13 protein-coding genes are annotated in these 20,162 nt (G+C 53.5%); 3 read left to right on the top strand and 10 right to left on the bottom strand.

What is annotated here, in order from left to right:
* Nucleotides 1-80 precede the first annotated feature (80 nt).
* On the top strand, nt 81-440 hold the full coding sequence (locus HP572_RS00460; protein ID WP_240584477.1) for a protein YebF: 360 nt from the start codon (nt 81-83) through the stop codon (nt 438-440).
* A 22-nt stretch (nt 441-462) separates the two neighbouring features.
* Here HP572_RS00460 and HP572_RS00455 read toward each other — a convergent pair whose 3' ends face one another.
* Nucleotides 463-1,365: a LysR family transcriptional regulator gene (locus HP572_RS00455; protein ID WP_240584476.1), complete on the bottom strand. Its 903-nt coding sequence runs from the start codon at nt 1,363-1,365 to the stop codon at nt 463-465.
* Between the two features lie 182 nt (nt 1,366-1,547).
* On the opposite strand from HP572_RS00455, the gene HP572_RS00450 reads away from it, so the two are divergent.
* Complete coding sequence (locus HP572_RS00450; protein WP_240584475.1) at nt 1,548-2,312, top strand: type 1 glutamine amidotransferase domain-containing protein; 765 nt, start codon at nt 1,548-1,550, stop codon at nt 2,310-2,312.
* A 110-nt stretch (nt 2,313-2,422) separates the two neighbouring features.
* Here HP572_RS00450 and HP572_RS00445 read toward each other — a convergent pair whose 3' ends face one another.
* Complete coding sequence (locus HP572_RS00445; protein WP_240584474.1) at nt 2,423-6,646, bottom strand: sulfite reductase subunit alpha; 4,224 nt, start codon at nt 6,644-6,646, stop codon at nt 2,423-2,425.
* A 700-nt stretch (nt 6,647-7,346) separates the two neighbouring features.
* On the opposite strand from HP572_RS00445, the gene HP572_RS00440 reads away from it, so the two are divergent.
* Nucleotides 7,347-8,735: a glycoside hydrolase family 1 protein gene (locus HP572_RS00440; RefSeq protein ID WP_240584473.1), complete on the top strand. Its 1,389-nt coding sequence runs from the start codon at nt 7,347-7,349 to the stop codon at nt 8,733-8,735.
* A gap of 74 nt (nt 8,736-8,809) precedes the next feature.
* Here the strand turns inward: HP572_RS00440 and HP572_RS00435 are convergent, their stop codons facing one another.
* From HP572_RS00435 to spy, 8 genes are all read right to left on the bottom strand, one after another.
* A complete protein-coding gene (locus HP572_RS00435) occupies nt 8,810-10,489 on the bottom strand; it encodes a sulfatase (RefSeq protein ID WP_240584472.1) in 1,680 nt (559 codons plus the stop codon).
* A 56-nt stretch (nt 10,490-10,545) separates the two neighbouring features.
* Entirely contained in the window at nt 10,546-11,769 is a 1,224-nt protein-coding gene (locus HP572_RS00430; protein WP_109410708.1) for an anaerobic sulfatase maturase, read from the bottom strand.
* Between the two features lie 106 nt (nt 11,770-11,875).
* Complete coding sequence (locus HP572_RS00425) at nt 11,876-13,333, bottom strand: sulfatase-like hydrolase/transferase (protein WP_240584471.1); 1,458 nt, start codon at nt 13,331-13,333, stop codon at nt 11,876-11,878.
* Between the two features lie 73 nt (nt 13,334-13,406).
* Nucleotides 13,407-15,137 (bottom strand): sulfatase, encoded by a 1,731-nt coding sequence (locus tag HP572_RS00420; RefSeq protein WP_240584470.1) that lies wholly within the window; start codon nt 15,135-15,137, stop codon nt 13,407-13,409.
* A gap of 76 nt (nt 15,138-15,213) precedes the next feature.
* Nucleotides 15,214-17,124 (bottom strand): beta-glucoside-specific PTS transporter subunit IIABC, encoded by a 1,911-nt coding sequence (locus HP572_RS00415; RefSeq protein ID WP_240584469.1) that lies wholly within the window; start codon nt 17,122-17,124, stop codon nt 15,214-15,216.
* Nucleotides 17,125-17,437: 313 nt separating this feature from the next.
* A complete protein-coding gene (locus HP572_RS00410; protein WP_240585813.1) occupies nt 17,438-17,800 on the bottom strand; it encodes a DUF305 domain-containing protein in 363 nt (120 codons plus the stop codon).
* A 70-nt stretch (nt 17,801-17,870) separates the two neighbouring features.
* Nucleotides 17,871-19,340: a GGDEF domain-containing protein gene (locus tag HP572_RS00405; protein ID WP_240584468.1), complete on the bottom strand. Its 1,470-nt coding sequence runs from the start codon at nt 19,338-19,340 to the stop codon at nt 17,871-17,873.
* A gap of 192 nt (nt 19,341-19,532) precedes the next feature.
* Nucleotides 19,533-20,021, bottom strand: coding sequence for an ATP-independent periplasmic protein-refolding chaperone Spy (spy, locus tag HP572_RS00400; RefSeq protein WP_014914087.1), 489 nt, complete (start codon nt 20,019-20,021; stop codon nt 19,533-19,535).
* Nucleotides 20,022-20,162: the final 141 nt, after the last annotated feature.

The raw sequence follows: 20,162 nt of genomic DNA, 5'->3' as shown, positions 1-20,162 counted from the left end.
CACCAAACTCAAGGAGTTGCGTTAATCACGCAGCTCCTTTATTTTTGGGCGTCTGTTTATATTTATCAGGGAGAAGAGATATGGGATGGAGAACCAAGACGATCTGTTGCGTTGCGGCAGCGGTCATCGCCTTAGCTGGCTACAATTATTACCTCAGACATAGTGGCCCGTCCTGCCTGGAGGTGACGTATGAGCAAGCCGTTGACCATGTGAAGCACGATCTCCTGACACACCGTATTCCGCGCTGGACTAAATTCCAACCCGAAAACCTCGGTACCGCAACACCAGTGATTGCTTTTGATAAAGCCGCTTCACCCACGTTATCCGACCCCGAGTTCTATAACTTAGCGGTCACCGTTTCCGGCCCACAGAAAACACACTCGCTGTTTGCCATGTACGAATGTAAAACAGGCTCAGTTGAATACGCTTCGAAAGACTGACGGACTAGCTCGGCCTATTCATTCACGTCTTAATTATTTGCGAACACACGTCGATAAACGCGCGCAATTTAGGTTGATTCCTGGCGGCTCTTGAGAAATAAAGAAAGAGGCCGTCATTTCCCGGCGAGAGATCGAGTAACGCGGCTTCCAGCGTGCCGTTTGCCAGCTCGCGTGAGGTATGGAAAGTGGATGAGTAAATAAGCCCAACGCTCCTGACCGCGAGGCTACGCATGAGCTCGCCATCGTTCACGGTAATTGTGCCGGCTGGCTCAACTCTTACAGTTTCTTTATTTTCGACAAACTCCCACCGGTAAATATCTCCCTTTTCAGGGCGGCGAAAGCGAATACATTCGTGATGCTCCAGATCGCGCGTCGCTTTAGGCTTACCGTTTGCTTTGAAATATTCCGGCGAACCGAATACCGCCCACTTAAATGGTGGGGAGAGCCGTACTGCAATCATATCCTGTTCGATATAGGAACCGATCATGATGCCAGCATCATAGCCTCCAGAGACGAAGTTATCGTGACGATTACTCACCGTGATATCGATATTCAAATTCGGCCACGCCTGACGAAATGCAGGGATGAGCGGCTCAATGACATGGGGTAATGCCAAGCGTTCTACGATCAGCTTCAACGTCCCCGATGGTTTTTTTGCCGATTGCGCCACATCTTCAAAACCTGTTGCGATAACGTGTGCCGCAGGCCCGATTCTCAGCAGCAGATCTTCCCCTGCTTCCGTCAATGCCATCTTACGTGTCGTGCGGTGGAAAAGTAGCACGCCGAGGCGATGCTCAAGTTTTTGGAGCGACAAACTCACCGATCCCGGCGTCTTACCCAGATCGATCGCGGCTTTGCGAATGCTCAAGCGTTTCGCTATAGCCAGAAATTCTGCCAGTCCATCAAAGCTATCGGATTGCCCCATCAGGGTTCCTCATCGTCATGCAACACAGGGATCATCAAACGCATTTTACGATAATTTATCACGCCAATATAAAGTGATTACATCGATTTTTTAAACAATGCATTCCACTTTTACCGCCTGTTTTCCACCCATTATCACGGATATAGTGGCGACCATCACCACCTGCTGAAAGGAGTTTTTTTATGTCAATCATCAAGCGCTGTGCTGGTCTTATCGCCGCGATGGCTGTGTTTGCCGCAGCCTCCCCCGTTTTCGCCCAGGCTAATCTGAAAGAAGAGAAGGTCTTAATCGTCGTCTCCAGTCTGGATAAAAAAACACCCGATCTCGTTGGCGGCTTCTGGCTTCCTGAATTGACCCACCCGGTCGAAGTGTTCGACAAAGTCGGTCTGCCTTACGATATCGCCAGTCCCAAAGGTGGGATGCCTCCGTTTGACGGATTCGATCTCAAAGATCGGGCGAGTCTGGATTTCTGGACTAACCCAGAACACCGCAACAAACTGGCTAATTCCATCCCGCTGGCAAAGGTTGATCCAGCGAAATATAGCGCGATCCTGCTCGTCGGCGGACACGGACCGATGTGGGATTTCGCTAACAACCCTGAGTTGATCAACATCGTGCGTACCATGTACGAGAAAAATGACATCATCAGTGCCGTCTGCCACGGCCCGGCGGGTCTGCTGAATGTGAAGCTCAGCAATGGTCAACTGCTGATTAAAGACCGCCGCCTGACCGGCTTTACCGCAGAAGAAGAGGCTTTCCGCCATTACGACAAGATCGTTCCGTTTGAACTCGAAGCCGCGCTGAAAAAAGATGGCGCAAAATTCGAAGAAGCACCGATCTTTGAAAATAAAGTCGTCGTAGATGGCCGACTGATTACAGGTCAAAACCCTGCATCAGCGAAAGGGCTTGGCGAAGCGGTTGTCAAAGCTCTGCAAACTAAAGCGTAATCCTCGCCTTATCAGATGCGTTTAGGTGGTAAAACACCTAACGCATCGACCTCAAGAATAATGTCACCCATCAGGCAATGCGCCTGATAACAGCAAAAGTCACTGCAAACTCAGTACACGTCGCGGACATAGCGTTTTTCCTGCGCCATTTTGGCAACATAGGCTGCCGCGTCGTCACTACTCATTACGCCATGAACCTGTACCACCTGCCGGAGCGCTAAATCAACATCCTTAGCCATGCGACTGGCATCGCCACACACGTAGAAATACGCCCCCTCTTCTAGCCAGTGCCACAGTTCAGCGCCCTGTTCGCACATGCGGTGCTGCACATAAATTTTCTCGCGTTGGTCACGCGAAAAGGCCGTATCCAATCGGTGCAGGTAACCATCACGCTGAATCTCCTCCAATTCATCACGATAGTAGAAATCGGTCGCGGCGCGTTGCTCACCAAAAAAAAGCCAATTCTTACCTTGGGCTTTCGTCGCTCGTCGCTCTTGCAGAAAAGCGCGGAAAGGTGCGATGCCCGTGCCTGCACCCACCATAATGATTGGCGTACCAGCGTGTTTCGGTATGCGAAAATGGGCTGACTTTTGGATGAAAATGGGCACCGCTGTCGACTCTACAGCTCGGTCAGCCAGAAAGGTTGAACACACACCACCACGTTGTTTGCCCTCCATGCTATAGCGCACCGTCGAGACCGTCAGGTGAATCTGATGCGGTGTGACTTTCGGGCTGGAAGAGATCGAGTATAAGCGCGGCTGAATGCGCTTGAGCACGGCCAGCCATTCGTCAGCCTGAACCTGAATCGGAAACGCCCGTAGTAAATCGATAATCTGCCGTCCCCACAGCCACTGCTTGAGCTCCTCCTTGCGTTCTTCTTTCAACAGATCGACAAGAACAGGATGGCCCGAACGTTCACGAACAAACTGCAAGATCTCCGGCGTGATACGAGCAATCTCGACATGCTGAGATAATGCCTCGGCAAGCGTCATGTCGCCTTTATCCTTGACGGTCACCATAGTAGCAGGCGAAAGGTTGAGTGCAGAGAGCACATCGCTTACCAGCTCGGGACTGTTCGTTGGCCAGATGCCGAGCGCATCACCCGCCTCGTAACTCATATCGCGGCCTGAAATATCAAAGGCGAATTGCCGGGTCTCTTTTTCCGCGCCCGGTGCATTAAGTCGTTGATTGATGGCAAGGCGTGCTGGCAGAGGTGCATTCCTACTGAAGGTGGGAGCCGCTGCCACGGCAGGCGCTAGCACACGTTCTTCATCCCCATCAGCCAGTACCGCTGTCGCCGCGGTAGCCATGTGGCTTGCCGCTGGCGCATGTGCTCCCGCAAGCACGTTAACCATACTGTCCAGCCAGGCGGTTGCCGCCTCCTGATAGTCAGGCTCGCAGTCGATTCGAGCTAATAGACGCTTCGCACCCAGTGCCTCCAGCCGTGCATCGAGCAGACGGCCAAAGCCGCAAAACTGGTCGTAGTTTGAATCACCCAATGCCAGCACGGCGAACGTCACGTCAGCCAGTCTGGGAGCCGTCTCCGCCTGCAATGCCGTCCATAAATTCGTACCATTATCGGGAGGATCGCCGTCACCAAACGTGCTGGCGATAAAGAGCACGCGCGGCGTTGCAGGCAGATCTCCACTCTTGACGCTATCCATCTCGGACAACGTGACGACATGCCCCTCCGCTTTCAGACGTTCGGCGCACTGTGCTGCAAATCCTTCTGCATTCCCAGTCGATGATGCCCATAAAATCAAAACAGGTGACGGTGATGTCGCTGCCGCGACCACAGGAGAGGACATGGGTCGCGACGCGATACCGTCATTAGGCAGCCAGGTGCGAGCAAAAAGCCCCGCCAGCATGCCGTCGAGCATCAGGCGTCTTGAGGGTTCCAATGGTGCGGTAGCAGGCAGCACGGGTACGCCACCAGCCAATCGTGATGCATCGGTACGCAAAGCCGCAATATACCCTTGCAGATAATGCTGTTCGTGCGTACTCAGCGTCACCGCCGGAGGCGCATCAAGACCAAGTAGCGTGGCCAGCGCATCAATGTGTTTCATGTCGAGTTCCTTGATGTCGTTATTCGGCGTACCCGCCTCAGTCTGTTCCGATACGGGAACAGCAGCAGAATGGCTCTCCCGCTCTGGAGAAAGACGCGCTGATGGTTCAGCGATCCGCGCCAGCGCCACCGCAGAGAACTTGAATTCAGGCTGCTGGGAAATCGGGTCAATGGCGTCACTGGTGACTGCGTTAATCGCCAGATCGTCACCAAAGACATCATTCCAGTGGAAAGGCGCAAAGCAGTTGCCGGGACGTACTCGATCAGTAACGATGGCAGGAAGGACGGCACGCCCTCGACGTGAACGGACTTCCACACAATCCTTATCCTGAATGCCAAGCGCGATGGCATCTTCGGGATGCACTTCGATAAAAGGCCCTGGGTTGAGCTTGTTGAGCGCTGGAATCTTTCCGGTTTTCGTCATCGTGTGCCACTGGTGCTGTAAGCGACCCGTATTCAACACGAACTGAAAATCCCCATCCGGCATGTCGGCAGGTGGCATATGCGGTCGAGGCAGGAATACCCCTTTACCGCTTTCGGTCGCAAAAACAAGACGCGGCCGCGTGCCGTCTGGTAGGTCTTTACACGTCTGGCTCACGCCGTCATTAAGATAGCGAATGGGGTGCCGATCTTGCTTATCATCAGGGGGACAGGGCCACTGCAACGGCGCCTGCCGTAAGCGCTCATAGCTGGCACCACGAATGTCATAGCCGGTTTTCGGGTTCCAGAACTGCTTGATTTCGTCAAACACCTCAGATGCCGAGCTGTAGCTAAATCCCTGCGCATAGCCCATCTCGCAGGCCACGTTAGCAATGATTTGCCAGTCAGCCATCGCTTCACCGGGCGGTTCAACGGCCTTTTGCATTAGCGTCAAATTTCGCTCGGAGTTGATCATCACGCCTTCCGCTTCAGCCCACAGCGCACCGGGCAGCAAAATATCGGCATAACGGTTAGTCTCGGTATCGAGAAACGCATCTTGTGTGATGACCAGCTCAGCAGCTTGCAGCCCGGCAATCACGTTCTGGCGATTGGGGATCGTGGCGACCGGATTGGTGCAGATAATCCAGCACGCCTTGATCTTGCCCGCCATCATGTCTTCAAACATGGCGACGGTGCCCCCGACAAGATCGGTACGCAACGTACCAGCAGGGACGTTCCAGAGAGCTTCAATAGCCGCGCGATCTTTCTCCACCAGCACCGAACGCTGCCCCGGTAATCCCATCCCCATATAGCCCATTTCACGCCCGCCCATCGCATTGGGCTGCCCCGTCAGAGAAAATGGGCCGCTCCCAGGGCGACAAATCGCCCCCGTGGCTAAATGCAGGTTGCAGATCGCATTGGTATTCCAGGTGCCGTGCGTGCTTTGGTTAAGCCCCATCGTCCAGCAACTCATCCACTCCGGCGCAGTACCAATCCATTCCGCCGCCTTGCGGATGTCGGCCTCTGGTAGCCCGGTGATCTCCGCCACCGTCTCTGGGCGATAGTCGTCAAGGAACTCAGGCATCGCCTCCCACCCTTCGGTGAACTCGGCGATAAATGCAGGATCGGTGTGCCCATTCTGGACAAGCAGATACAGCAAGCCATTGAGTAGCGCCAAATCCGTACCGGGTTTGATTTGCAGGAACAGATTCGCTTTGTCCGCCGTGGTATTGCGGCGTGGGTCAACCACGATGAGCTTAGCGCCTGCTTTAACGCGATCCATCATCCGCAGGAAAAGGATGGGATGGCAGTCGGCCATGTTCGCACCGATGACAAAAAAGACATCGGCATGTTCAAAATCCTGATAGGAGCCCGGCGGCCCATCCGACCCCAGAGAGAGCTTGTAGCCACTCCCCGCACTGGCCATACACAGGCGCGAGTTCGACTCAATGTTGTTCGTCCCGATAAAGCCCTTAGCAAGCTTATTCGCCAGATATTGGGATTCCAGCGACATCTGACCGGAGACGTAAAGCGACACGGCATCAGGGCCGTGGGTATCAATGATCGCCCGTAACCGCCGTGCGGTTTCCTTGATGGCCTTCCCCATATCAACCCTGACCGATTCGTGCTGACGGTCCGCACGCAGGTAGGCGTACTCTAACCGTCCTGATTCAGCGAGAGCCTGACCACTTGTATTTCCCTTCGTACACAGTCGACCAAAGTTGGTGGGATGCGTCTTGTCGCCTGATACCTTGATCACGCGATTATCTTTTACTTCCATCACCATACCGCAACCGACCCCACAGTAAGGGCAAACACTCTTTACACACGCTGAGGATTTGGCATTCATGACTGACTCCCATCGGACCGACGTGTCACAACCTCGTAAAAGAAAGGCTGAACCTGACGAATCCAGACATAAAAAAACGTCCACATCCCCCTGCTCTCGCCGTAATGCGAAAAGCATGATGATGTGGACGCCATTGTCCTGACCGAGGCTTCACTCACCGTTGAGGTAAGCCTGCGGAATCGCTATATGTTTGAGAAGCAAGTTGCGTGCCACCGTTATGCACGACCAGATATAGCGAGAGAGAGGGGGAAACAAGGGAATGTCGTGCAGCGTAGCTGCATCACGGTGGTGCAGGACCAGAGACAGCCGCTCACTTCTGGTTCATCTGCTCCTTCCGTTATGCACGTCGATGAAGAAGAACCGGTACGCCACGAACATGGTTTACCGGCTTACTGCGGGGGAGCAGGATAAATCAGCGACCGATCGGCTGATAGCCCTGCCATTCCAGTGTGAAAGGGGATGCCAGCAGAGATGGCGTGACTCGCGTCACATAACCAGACGGGGGCATTGCCGCAGAGATTCAGGATTGTATAGTGTTCTAACAAGACGTTACCGCCAATGGCGGGCGAGACTTGGGCAGAGGTGAGTAGTGATACTCTCTTCTGCCCAAGTTTTTTTTTGCCTGTCATCCGGCGGTTCCCAGCGCGGAGCCACAGCCCGGCGCAGCGTAATGATGTAGAAAACGATAAGGAGAAATACCATGAAAGCATTCCCCGACGGATTTTTATGGGGCGGTTCAGTTGCAGCAAACCAGGTTGAAGGCGCATGGAATGAAGACGGTAAAGGTGTGTCGACCTCCGATCTTCAGCTACAGGGCGTGCATGGTCCGGTGACGGAACGCGATGAGAGCATTAACTGCATCAAAGATCGGGCCATCGATTTTTATCATCAATATCCGCAGGATATTCAGCTGTTCGCCGAAATGGGTTTTAAGGTGTTGCGAACCTCGATTGCCTGGACGCGCATTTACCCCGAAGGTGATGAAGCCGAGCCCTGCGAAGCCGGTCTGGCCTTCTACGATCGTCTGTTCGATGAAATGGCGAAGCATCAAATTCAGCCGCTGATTACGCTGTCGCACTATGAAATGCCTTACGGGCTGGTGAAAAAACTGGGAGGCTGGGGAAATCGTGCCGTCATCGACCATTTTGAGAAGTATGCGCGTACCGTTTTCAGCCGCTATAAAGGCAAGGTGAAGCACTGGCTGACCTTCAACGAAATCAACATGGCGCTGCACTCGCCCTTTACGGGCATCGGGCTGGGCGGTGAACCCTCGAAGCAGGAAATTTATCAGGCTATTCACCACCAGCTGGTTGCCAGCGCACGGGCGGTGAAAGCCTGTCACGACATCATCCCGGATGCCAAAATCGGCAACATGCTATTGGGTGCGGTACGCTACCCCATGACCTGCCATCCGAAAGATGTACTGGAAGCGCAGAGCAAGAACCGTGAATGGCTGTTCTTCGGCGATGTGCAGGTACGCGGCACCTATCCGGCCTGGATCCAGCGCTATTTCCGGGAAAATGGCGTCGAACTCACCATTACCGCGCAGGATAAAGACGATCTGAGCCACACCGTAGACTTTGTCTCCTTCAGCTATTACATGAGCGGCTGCGCGACCTTCGAGCCGGAGAAATACCAGTCCTCGCGCGGCAATATCATCCGTCTGATTCCTAACCCACACCTTGAAGCCTCCGAATGGGGCTGGCAGATTGACCCCGAAGGCCTGCGCTTCCTGCTGAATGAGCTGTATGACCGCTATCAGAAGCCGCTGTTCATCGTGGAAAACGGGCTGGGCGCACGCGATGTGGTGGAAGAGGACGGCAGCATTCACGACAGCTACCGCATTGATTATCTGCGTCGCCATCTGATTCAGGTGCGTGAAGCCATCGACGATGGCGTCGAACTGCTGGGCTACACCAGTTGGGGACCAATCGATCTGGTCAGCGCGGGGACGGCGCAGATGTCAAAACGCTACGGCTTTATTCATGTCGATCGCGATGATGACGGCAAAGGCACGCTGGAGCGTCGGCGCAAAGACAGCTTCTACTGGTATCAGGATGTGATTAACAGCAACGGAAAATCGCTGTAACGCTATAGCACATAAGATGAGAGAGAAAATCAGACGGCGCGTTCACACAGCGCCGTCTGATTTATTACGCTGGATTATTTATCCATCAGTTCTTTCAGCAGCGGCTCACTCTTTTTCACCGCGTCGTTCGAGGCTTTCACCTTCGCTTCTTTACCGACCTGATCGGGGATAAACCCAGCGAGAATCTCCTCGTGGTTGTACCCTTTCAGCCATTCGCGTGGGAACGGCGCAAGCTGCTCACCAGTGCCTTCATAGCGATAGACCTGTCCTTGCCCTGTACGCTGGTTATAGGGGATCACATTTTTCCCCTGTCGATTACTCAGCTCTTCATACAGCTTTTTGCGCAGCGCGATTTTGACATTCACGATCTTCTCATCGGTCGAATCGATCAGGTTGTGCTTCTCTTCCCGATCGTTCTGCATGTCGTAAAGCTCTTCTTTATCCCACACGCCGTAATATTGGATGTATTTGTATTCCGGCGTGCGGATCGCAAACGTGGTTGGCGTCTGCGGGAAGCTGTATTCCCAGAAATATTCATAGACGAAGTAGTCTTTGCGCTTCGGTACGGTATAGCCATCCAGCCCCAGACGCCAGAAGCTCTGCCCGTCGTAATGCTTCGGCGCGGCAACACCGGCGGCTTCCAGAATGGTTGGTGCCACGTCGATGTTTCTGACGATGTCTTCCACCACTTTGTCTTTGGCGAAGCCCGGCCCGGAAGCAATCAACGGCACGCGGATCGACTCTTCATAGGCGTTACGCTTATCGATCAGCCCATGTTCGCCGAACATAAAGCCGTTATCCCCCATCACCATGATAATGGTGTTCTTATCCAGCCCCTGTTTTTGCAGCCAGTCGCGTACGCGCCCGACGCTGTCATCCACCGAGCGCAGCGTTTCATAGTAGTCGCGCTGATACTGCTGAAGATCCATGTCCGTGTTGTAGGGATAATCCACGCCGTGCCAGCTGTTACGCTGGTTCTTCACCCACATCGGCTTGCCGGCATAGTTTTCCGGCGTATCGGCATAAGTATCCGGCACAGGGAACGTCACTTCTTTCATGCTGCCACGGTGGCGTTTGGCGGGCAGGAAATCGGAGTGCACGCCTTTATGCGACAGATACATCATGAACGGCTTTTTCTTATCAAGCGTATTCAGCCAGTCTACGGCGTAATCCGTCAGCTCATCGGTGATGTAGCCTTTTTGCGGCACCATCTTGCCATCAATATTGAGCATGGTCGGCTTGCCATAGTTATCAACCGGATAATAACTGCCTTGCCCCAGCAGCCCTACCCAGCGATCGAAGCCGGCGAAGCCTTTCGTAGCCGTTTTATCCGCGCCGCCGAAGTGCCACTTGCCAAAGAAACCGGTCTGATAGCCGTTGTCGCGCAGCAGTTCCGGGAAATAGTTCAGATGAGAGAGATCGGACGGATTGTTATCCGATACCCCATGATTATGCACGTACATTCCCGTCAGGATGCTGGCACGGCTAGGGGAGCACAGCGAAGTGGTCACGAACGCATTCTTAAAATACGTCCCTTCCTTGGCGATGCTATCCATATTCGGCGTGTGAATAGCCGAGTTCAGGAAGCCGAACGCGTCGTAGCGCTGATCGTCAAGAATGATATAAACCACGTTTGTCTGCTTGCCATCAGCCGACGGCACCGTCGTTGCAGGAGAAGTCGCCGCGGCAGCCTGTCCCCCAGCCGCTTGCATACAGGCCAGCGTAATCGGGGCCAGAAGTCTGTTTCTTTTCATTATTTTTCCTTTTATGCCATCCCTTCCCAGAGCGCTCGAAGAGTATTCGGCATCGGTTAATAAAACTCGGCTTTTATATTCCTTCTTATTTTCTTCATCGATTCCTGGCGTCCCAATTGAGAGAGCAAGGCATTCATGCGTGGTAACACATGGAATAGGTGCGTTTTAAAGCCATCGCAGAAATAGTTTTTATTCGGTCGCCCATCGCTGGAAATTTCAAACCGATGCTTCGGGCAGCCGCCATGACAAACCGCTTTCACTTCACAGTTCAGGCAATCTTTGCTGATGTTTTTTCGCTTATTTTCACCAAAAGCGAGGTTTTGCGGCGAATTCACCAGCGACGCCAGATCGTCCTGATTAATATTGCCGAGCTTATTTTCGGGATAAACGAAATGGTCGCAGGAATACACGTCACCGTTCGCTTCAACAATCAGATTGCCGCCGCAGGTTTCGTTGATAACACAGGCGCTAAGCTGCCCGGTCATTTTGGTCAGCGTTTGCTCGAAGTTCATGACAAACACATTGCCCAGATCGTGCTGCACCCAATGGTCAAAAATCGTATTCAGGAAACGGCCATACGCTTTGGCGGGCACTGACCACTCCGTCACACTGCACTGGCCCGAAAAGTCCGGCTGAATCAGCACCAGTCCGTTGTCATCCGGCTCGGCAGCGCGGCGCTCCACCAGCGGAATGAACTGCATGTAGCGGCTGCCGATGCGTTTAAGAAACTGGTAGACGTCCAGCGGGCGTTTCACGTTTTCCGCATTCACCACTGTCAGGGTATTAAACTCGACCCGATGACGCTTCAGCGCTTCCAGCCCCTTCATCACGTCATCAAAGGTGCTTTTCCCTGCTCGCGTGAGGCGATGCGCATCATTGCTGATACGGTCACCGTCAATCGACAACCCCACCAGAAACTGGTTCTCTTTCAGAAAACGCGCCCAGTCGTCATCAATATTGGTGCCGTTGGTCTGAAAGAAATTATTGATCTGCTTTGTGCCACGGTATTGGTTTTGCAATCGCACCGCTTCGCGGAAGAAATCGATGCCCAGCAGCGTCGGTTCGCCCCCCTGCCACGGGAAATCAACGACGGGTGCCTGCTGGCTACTGATGTTCTTGCGCACATAGTTTTCCAGCGTATCGCCATCCATCTTCCAGCGGCTTTTGCGCTCGGGATAAAGATGCTCTTTCTCCAGATAAAAACAGTATGAGCAATCGATATTGCACACGGATCCTGAAGGCTTGGCCATCAACTGAAAATTGGCAATAGACTGACTCATTGGTACCTCAACGTAACTTACCGACTACACGATGTTCTTTCCCTGAGAGAGATTCTCGTTCCTGAGAAAATCACCGCCAACCTCCTGGTCGGCGGATCGTTTGCGATTACAGATCGAACAGCGGCGGTTTCTTCTCACCCAGCGACTGTTCATACGCCCGCGCTTTCTCAATCAACGCCCGATAGCGATCCGGCTCTTTCGCCGACAGATCGTGCTGCTCAGAGACGTCATCGCGCAAGTTGAACATGAGCGGTTTTTCCAGATCGACCGGAATACCCGCTTTCTTGTCACGGAAGACCACCTTGTAGTCGCCGTCACGGTAGGCATCCATCTTGCCCCAATAGAAATACGGCATGAAGGTACGCGCGCTCGGCTTTCCGTTCAGGAAGGCGGCGCTGAGATCCACGCCGTCCAGATCGCGCTGGGTATGCTGGCTACCGGTGATCTTCATCAGCGTCGGCAGAAGATCTAGCGTACTGCCGATATCATCCACCACTTTCGGCGCGATATGGGATTTCCAGTTCACGATAAACGGCACGCGCTGCCCGCCTTCAAATACGGTGCTTTTACCCGAACGCAGCGGCAGCGCCGAACCGGCCAAACCGTCTTTGTCATACTGCAACCACGGGCCGTTGTCGGAGGTAAAAATCACGATGGTGTTTTCCGCCAGCTTGTTCGCTTCCAGCGCCTGATAGATCTGCCCCACCGACCAGTCGATCTCCAGCATCACATCGCCGTAAGGGTTATGCCCTTTTCCTTTAAATTCCGGCGAGGTAAACAGCGGTACGTGGGTCTGCGGGTAAGCCATATACATAAAGAACGGCTGATCTTTATTGTCGGTAATGTACTGCACCGCCTTGTTCGTCACATCCTTGGTAAAACTGGCCTGCTGGAAGCCCTGCGGCACGGCGTAATCAACCAGCTTTCCTTTGTCTTTGTAGGAGTGATAAAGCGGCACGTTCCAGTATTCCTGCTGCGGCGCACGGTTGATCGCTTCCATTTTACTCAGCAGTTCACGCCTTTTCGGATCGGTGCTTGCCAGCCGATTCATCTCCACCTGATCGACAACGGTGCTGAAGCGATCGTTGCTGGTCGGGATCCCGTACCATTCGTCAAAGCCGTGGCGCGTTGGAAACGCATTCGACTGCGTCCCTAAGTGCCATTTGCCGTACATGATGGTGCGATAACCGTTGTGCTGGAGTGATTCCGCCATGCTGACTTCATCGTCAGGGAAACCATCAGGATCTTCATCCATAAACACGCCGGGAATTTTCGTGCCGTATAGCCCGGTTTTGGTTTCGACGCGGCCCGTCATCAATCCGCCGCGGCTGGGAGAAGAGATCGCCGAAGAGACATAAAAATTGGTCCAGCGCTGCCCTGTTGCCGCCAGCTTATCCAGATGAGGCGTCGGCGTTTTCGCGCCCTGTACCGACATATCGGCCCACCCCATATCATCGGTAAACAGGATGATCACATTCGGCTTAGCCTGCACCGCCGCAGCGGCCGCCGGCCCAGCCAGCAGCGCCGTCGCGACAGAGAGCGCCATGACCTGTTTCTTCATCATCTTCCATCCCCCAGAGTGTCGTTTTAGCTTGCTCACATCATCAAGGGATGTGAACAGATTCAGATAATTACTTTCACGGCTGAATGGGCAATGTACCGACCGGGCTTTCCTGCCAGCCATAGCGAATCGCCTTGAATTGCAGCTGCGATGCGCTCTTCAGCGGCGTGATACTGCCCGTGTACAGTTCCCATTCTTTGCCATCCCAGCTGTAGCCAATAGAGGCATCCTGCGTGCGGTTAGCCAGATAAATTTTGTGGCTGACCGCATCCCATTGCGCCACGGGCGTCAGCGTGGCGCGCTGCTTGCCCTGCTCATCCAGCAAATCCGCCACCATCTGATCTTCCGCGATCAGATTCATGTCGTTCGCACGATTACGCCAGCGATCCATCTCCTCACGCATCCGCACCAGTACGGCGTGCTGGGCCGGATCGGCCGCCAAGTTATGCAACTGCAAAGGATCGCGTTGCAGATCGTAAAGCTCTTCCGCCGGACTATCGGCAAACCAGCTTTGCTGCTCGGCACTTAGCTGGTGCTGATCGTGCGCCGCATTCAAATCTTTCATCGATCCGAGCGCGTTACGGAAAGCAATGCCGATGCCCCCCGGCGTGGTCGCCAGATTACGGACATATTGATAGTCACGATCCCGGACAAAATAGGCGCGCATGTCGTATTCATCCATCCGCCCGCGCACGCCGTAGACAAACTGGCGCTGCGGCGCGAAATCCTGCGCCAGACTGATACCGCGCATATAGTCAGGCTGTTTGATGTCGGCAAACCCCAGAATGGTCGGTGCCAGATCCTCGAACGACACCAGCCGATCGTTCTTGCTCCCTTCCGCCAACCAGCCTGCCGGACGATATTTCTCAGGGATATGCACGATCAGCGGGACATGAGTGCCGGAGTCGTAGCCCTCACGCTTATGACGCGGGATCCCATCGCCGTTATCCGCCGTGAAAATGACGATGGTGTTATCCCACAGCCCGTCCTTTTTCAGCCCGTCCAACAGCTTACCGACCTGCATATCCATAATATGAATATTGTCGTAATGCTGCGCCAGTTCCTGTCGGGTTTGCGGCGTATCCCGCAGATAAGGCTCCAGTTTCAGACTTTGCGGATCCGTTGGCGTATAACGGTATTGCTGGCGGAAGGTATCCCACTGTTTGACGAAGCGTGATTGACCTGCCGGGTGGTTTTCCGCCGTAAAGAGCGCCGATTCATGCGTAATCTGCGGGTTGAAATTCATGAAGAACGGCTTACCCTTCAGATCATAATTACGCCAGGCCAGCTGAATATGCAGATCGTCCATGCTGCTGTACTCCCCGTGTTGCGTCCACAGGGTGAAAGGGCCAACATCGGCATGGCCTTTCGTAAACTGGTAATCCGTCTTGGTGTCGTTATAGGTGAAGTAACCGCTGCGGCGCAGCAGTTCGGGATAGCCTTTCACGTAAGAAGGCGGCACGCCTAAATAGCCGCCAGCAGGTCGGGTCGCCGTGCGCATATGCTGCAACCCGGTGGTATGTTGAAACATGCCGGTAATCAGCCCCGCTCGAGACGGTGCCGATACGCCTGCCATCGTGAAGGCCTGCGTAAAGACAACGGACTCTTTTGCCAGCGCGTCCAGGTTCGGCGTTCGCGCCTGCGTATCCCCGTATGCGCCCAAACGGGGATTCATATCCTCCGCCACAATCAGCACCACGTTCGGACGCGGGCTGGCGATTTGGGCGGAAAAATCGGCACTCATCGCCTGACCGGACAGTGAGAATGCCGCAAGCATCGCCGCGACCAGCGGTGTCTTCTTCATCATTTAGGTTTCCTCAGACGTCTTGAGCTGCACACCGCCACACGTTATGTGGCGGTAAATGCTCTTATCATCCATCATCCTATGCCAGCGCAATCACCGTCTCTCCGGCCTGCTGCTGACGTGCAGCCCCCAGGCTGAATACGCGATATTCTTCCGCATTCGTGATCACCATCGGCGTCACGATGTCGTAGCCCGCCTTCTGGATCGCGTCCAGATCGAACTCCAGCAGCAGTTGGCCTTTTGTCACCTTATCGCCTTCCGCAACGTGCATCTGATAATGCAGGCCTTCCAGCTGTACCGTATTGATGCCGACATGAATCAGAATCTCCGCACCATTTTGCGAGAGAATGCCAACGGCGTGACCGCTGGCAAACGTGCTGGCAATCATGCCGTCCACCGGCGAATAGATACGACCTTCCTGTGGCAGAATAGCAACCCCCTGCCCGACGACGCCGGAAGAGAACACCTTGTCATTTACCTCTTCCAGCGAGATCAGTTCACCTTTTGCCGGCGACCCCAGCTGTTCCGCCGTCTCCGGTGCGTCTTTCAGCGGCAACACATTGGCCTGCTGGCGTGATACTGGCGCAGCCGGTGTCGTGGTGGGTGAAGGCGTGGGAGCAGGCGTACTCTCGGCAGGCTGCGTCGGTTCATCAAACCCAACGATAACCGTCAGGACAAAACTTGCCACGAAAGCAATCGCACAGCCGATGAGGAACCCGATAAAGCCTTCGCCGTAGAAAATCGGCAGCGTCAGCAAGCCGGGCATTCCCATGGAGATCGCCGAGCTTTTCGCGTAACCGACGATCGCGCCCCCCAGTGCAGCGGCGATCACCGCACAGATAAACGGTTTTTTCAGCTTCAGCGTGACGCCGTAAACGCCAGGTTCCGTGATACCAAACAGCGAGGCGATAAAGGTACTGCCCGCCAACGCTTTGAGCTTTTTATCTTTGGTACGCACCATGACGCCCAACAGCGCACCAGACTGAGCAAAGACCGACGGGCTGGATGCCGCTTTGAGGTAGCTGTGTCCCATGACCGAAAGGTCATTAATAAACACGGTCACGAAGCCCCAATGCACGCCGAAGATCACTAAAATCTGCCATGCCGCTGCAATCAGTGCCCCGGCAATAATCGGGTTGAAGCTATAGATACTGACAAACACCGACGCAATCAGCTTACTGGCCGAGATACCAATCGGCCCGATGGTCATCAGCGTTAGCGGCACCATCAGCACCAGCAGGAAGAACGGCGTCAGAATATTGCGCACGCTTTCGTGAATATGGCGATTCAGGAAACGCTCGATATACGACATCAGCCACACGCTGAAGATAATCGGAATCACCGAGGAGGTGTATTTCATCATGACGACGGGCAGGCCGAAGAACGTCACGGGCTGACCGGCATCAAACAATCCCTGAATCGTCGGGTAAACCAGCGCACCGGCAATCGACACTGCCACAAAAATGTTGGTTTCGAATTTACGCGCGGAGGTAATCGCCAGCAGCATCGGCAGGAAGTAAAACAGGCTGTCGGATGCGGCATGCAGAATGACATAGGTGCTTTCTTTGGTATTCAGCCAACCGAGCGCAATAACGATAGCCAGCGCCCCTTTTAGCACACCCGCTGCCGCCATCGCCCCCAGCAATGGGGTAAAAATCCCGGCAACCAGATCAATCAGCCGCCCCATCGCAGACGTTGATGCCTCACTTTCTGCCGCCTGACGTTTCTCTCCGCCGTCCTCCAGCAGTTTGGAGATCGCACCAAACGCGCGGTACACCTCCGGCACGCGGTTCCCGATCACCACCTGCAATTGCCCTGATGCGTTGATAACCGTAATGACGCCTTCCAGCGCCTCAAGCGCAGCCACATCCACCTTACCGTGATCGACAATCTTAAAGCGCAAGCGTGTTGCACAATGCACCAGAGTAGAAACGTTCGTCTCCCCTCCGACCAACCTCAGAATATTTTCAGCGAGCACTTTGCTATTCATAATGACTTCCCGTTTCGTCAATGGCTGCAACTGCCTGATACACGTCATCCCGCTTGTTGTCCGCTGGCCAGCTGGAAAATAAGCAAAAAAAAACCTGGATAAAGCAGCGTGCTATACGCTGCTTTATCCAGGTCTCGCCCAGAAAATTCTGGTGACGTCCTTTCCTGTTTTCTAACAAGTTCACGCTGAGAAAGCTATCTCTACGTTTTATTCTGTGAAAACAGTCACTAAATTTTTACCAATCGGGCGAAGCCACTCACTCCACGGCGGGATAAAAAAATGACGCTTCTTAGAAGAAGCGCCATCGGCACATTTACTGTTTGCCCTGCTTCTTCAACCAGGCTTCCATTTGGTCGATCTCCGGCTGCTGAGCTTTGATAATCTCTTCCGCCAGCTTGCGCAGCTCCGGGTCTTTGCCGTATTGCAGCTCCGTTTTTGCCATATCAATCGCGCCGCGGTGGTGCGCAATCATCCCTTTGGCAAAGGCAATATCAGGATCGCTGGACTGCATCCCTTCCATCATCTCGCTATGCATCGCATCCATCCCTTTCATGTATGCCTGCTGGGAGGACGACGCGCCGTTCGCAGCACCGTGGCCGCTATGCGCGCTGTCGGCCGCGAACGAGAGAAATGGAACCAGCAACGCTGCCGTTAATAACAAATGGACTTTCTTCATCATAACCCCTCAATCAGTCACAGTACGGTTGAGGGTAGACGTTCCAGTAAGGGGAAGGTCAAGGGAAGAGTCAGACCTCTTCGACCAGACGCATACAGACACGGTTACGCCCCTGTGCCTTCGCTTTATACAACTGCTCGTCCGCCAGCCCGATCAGATCGTAAATATTGCCGCCTTCATACTGGGGAAACGTGGCAACGCCAATACTGGTCGTAAAACGGATTTCCCGGCCGTCGGACAGCCTCAGCGCCGTGGATTCCGTAAGATGCCGCAGCGCTTCAGCCATCGCTTCGGATTGCTCAGCCGTCAGGTCATAAGCCGCAATCACGAACTCCTCCCCACCCCAGCGGCAAAGGATGTCGCTCGGACGAATCGTGGCGCTCAACATACGGGCAAAGCTGGCGATCAGTTCATCGCCGCAGGCATGACCGTAGGTATCGTTGACCTGCTTAAAATAATCGATATCCAGAAACAACAGCGTTAATTGGCGCTTTTTCTTATTCATCAGCACGCCCTGCCGTCCATTCAACATGCTGAGAAAAGCGCGACGATTGAAGGTATTCGTGAGTGCATCCTTCAGGCTGCTGCTTTCGATGATCTTTATCAGTCGCCGGTTCATCGAAACAAAATGAGAGACGCTTAACATCGCCATAATTAACATCGCGATGTTCAGCCTTGCCGTGGTAAGAAACGAATTAATGTACGCTTCGGAATTCGAATTGATGAGTATACCGACCTGATTAATATAGAGATAATTCAGTATTACGCCGGTAATCGCACAGAGCAGCGACATGATCGGAAAAGAGTAATTGAACGCACACAGCGTGAGTGGAATAACGGACAGCGTAATCAGACTGGCATCAAGGAAAAAGAGGCTCACTAATAAGAAAATGATGAAAACCAGAAAGGGAAAGATATTTTCTCTGATGTTCTTAGGGCACAGCGGAATATTCCGTAACGCGCGCAGGATGTCTTTACCCCGCAGGAAAAAGAACGCGAGAATAATACCGGTTCCCAATTGCTCACTGAACCAGTCCATAAACTCGGCATAGCGGTTTCCCGTATCGTAGACATACGCATAAACCCCATACGCCACGCCGGACAAGAATGCGCCGACAAACGTCGCAGCAAAAATAATATAGACGTAATATTTGCTGAATTTTTCAAATGTCGACCACTTGCCGGTAAACCGGCACATCAGGCAAAAGGCGCACCAGGCCGTCACCACAAAAACCATATTGCACAAACATAACAGCACCTTGGTTTTTAACGGTGAGCTATTATCCATCAGTAACGCGGCCGACAGCATCGCCGCATAACTCACCAAAAAACCGCTACAGATAGAGAGCGTTTTACCTGTTATCGTCCCTTTTCTGGCTCTGAAAATGATCATGAGGCAAAACACCAGAATGTTGGCGGGCCAAAACAGCGACAGTTCATCCAACACCCGAAACCGAAATCCCAGACAGCTCACTACCAGAGTGGTCAGAAACAGCAGCGGCATGAACTTTATATTTTTCAACGTCAAATCGTGATTCATCTGTCCTTTACCGCCCGCTGTCCGATCATTTCACCTGCTGTCTCCGCGTGAGAATAGCATTAATCATTTCCCTACTCACAGTGCGATGGCGGCGGGAAAATAAATAAAAAACCACCGGACCGAGGCATTACCCGTGAGGTAATACGTCAATCCGGTGGTCTTGTTGACTCAGTGAGTTATCTTGCGGACGCGTTATTCCGCAGGGACAGGCTTGCCGTCAGGTTTTGGCGGTTGAGTCAGTCGTTTTTCAAAATTGTCGTTGTACTGCTTTTTCTGCTCTGGCGTCAGAACGTTGTAAATTTTGTTCTTGGTTTCCAGTCCGTTAAGCATTCTGGCCTTGTGCGCGGCGTCGGCTTTATCCAACTGTGCCTGTGCTTTTGCGGCATCAAACGTATCGGATGCGACCAGGCTATGCATATCACGACGATCGTCTTGCATCGCTTTGTGCATTTTCTCGCGGGACTCTTTCATGATGTCTTTAATTTGCTGCTTCTGCGCTTCCGTCAAATTCAGCTCCTTAAACATCGCATCCGGCCCCATCATGCCACGATGCTCCCGACCCTCTTTCATCATCATCTTGTGTTCCGGGCCAGGACCTTTCGGTGCGTCATTAGCATGCGCGATACCTGCCGCGCCCAATGCCAAAGAAGAAGCAACCAGCATTGCAGTGAGTTTACGCATATTCTATTCCTCTCTCTGAATTGACTTGTCGACGGCGAGTGCCGTGCTACGAGAGAAAGTATAGGCCCGACACCTTCAGTTAATTAGAGCAAGGGTAAATCTCTGCAAGTGTCGGCTCCACATTTGCGGCAATTATGGAGA

Origin of the sequence: Pectobacterium sp. PL64 (assembly GCF_022477975.1) — a bacterium.
Taxonomy (GTDB): Bacteria; Pseudomonadota; Gammaproteobacteria; order Enterobacterales; family Enterobacteriaceae; genus Pectobacterium; species Pectobacterium jejuense.
Note: the sequence above shows the minus strand (reverse complement) of the source record. Positions and strands in the feature narration are given on the sequence as shown.

Bases quoted from the DNA above. Each gene is read 5' to 3' on its own strand.
- HP572_RS00460 (WP_240584477.1), top strand. From the start codon at position 81: ATGGGATGGAGAACCAAGACGATCTGTTGCGTTGCGGCAGCGGTCATC.
- HP572_RS00455 (WP_240584476.1), bottom strand. From the start codon at position 1,365: ATGGGGCAATCCGATAGCTTTGATGGACTGGCAGAATTTCTGGCTATA.
- HP572_RS00450 (WP_240584475.1), top strand. From the start codon at position 1,548: ATGTCAATCATCAAGCGCTGTGCTGGTCTTATCGCCGCGATGGCTGTG.
- HP572_RS00445 (WP_240584474.1), bottom strand. From the start codon at position 6,646: ATGAATGCCAAATCCTCAGCGTGTGTAAAGAGTGTTTGCCCTTACTGT.
- HP572_RS00440 (WP_240584473.1), top strand. From the start codon at position 7,347: ATGAAAGCATTCCCCGACGGATTTTTATGGGGCGGTTCAGTTGCAGCA.
- HP572_RS00435 (WP_240584472.1), bottom strand. From the start codon at position 10,489: ATGAAAAGAAACAGACTTCTGGCCCCGATTACGCTGGCCTGTATGCAA.
- HP572_RS00430 (WP_109410708.1), bottom strand. From the start codon at position 11,769: ATGAGTCAGTCTATTGCCAATTTTCAGTTGATGGCCAAGCCTTCAGGA.
- HP572_RS00425 (WP_240584471.1), bottom strand. From the start codon at position 13,333: ATGATGAAGAAACAGGTCATGGCGCTCTCTGTCGCGACGGCGCTGCTG.
- HP572_RS00420 (WP_240584470.1), bottom strand. From the start codon at position 15,137: ATGATGAAGAAGACACCGCTGGTCGCGGCGATGCTTGCGGCATTCTCA.
- HP572_RS00415 (WP_240584469.1), bottom strand. From the start codon at position 17,124: ATGAATAGCAAAGTGCTCGCTGAAAATATTCTGAGGTTGGTCGGAGGG.
- HP572_RS00410 (WP_240585813.1), bottom strand. From the start codon at position 17,800: ATGAAGAAAGTCCATTTGTTATTAACGGCAGCGTTGCTGGTTCCATTT.
- HP572_RS00405 (WP_240584468.1), bottom strand. From the start codon at position 19,340: ATGAATCACGATTTGACGTTGAAAAATATAAAGTTCATGCCGCTGCTG.
- spy (WP_014914087.1), bottom strand. From the start codon at position 20,021: ATGCGTAAACTCACTGCAATGCTGGTTGCTTCTTCTTTGGCATTGGGC.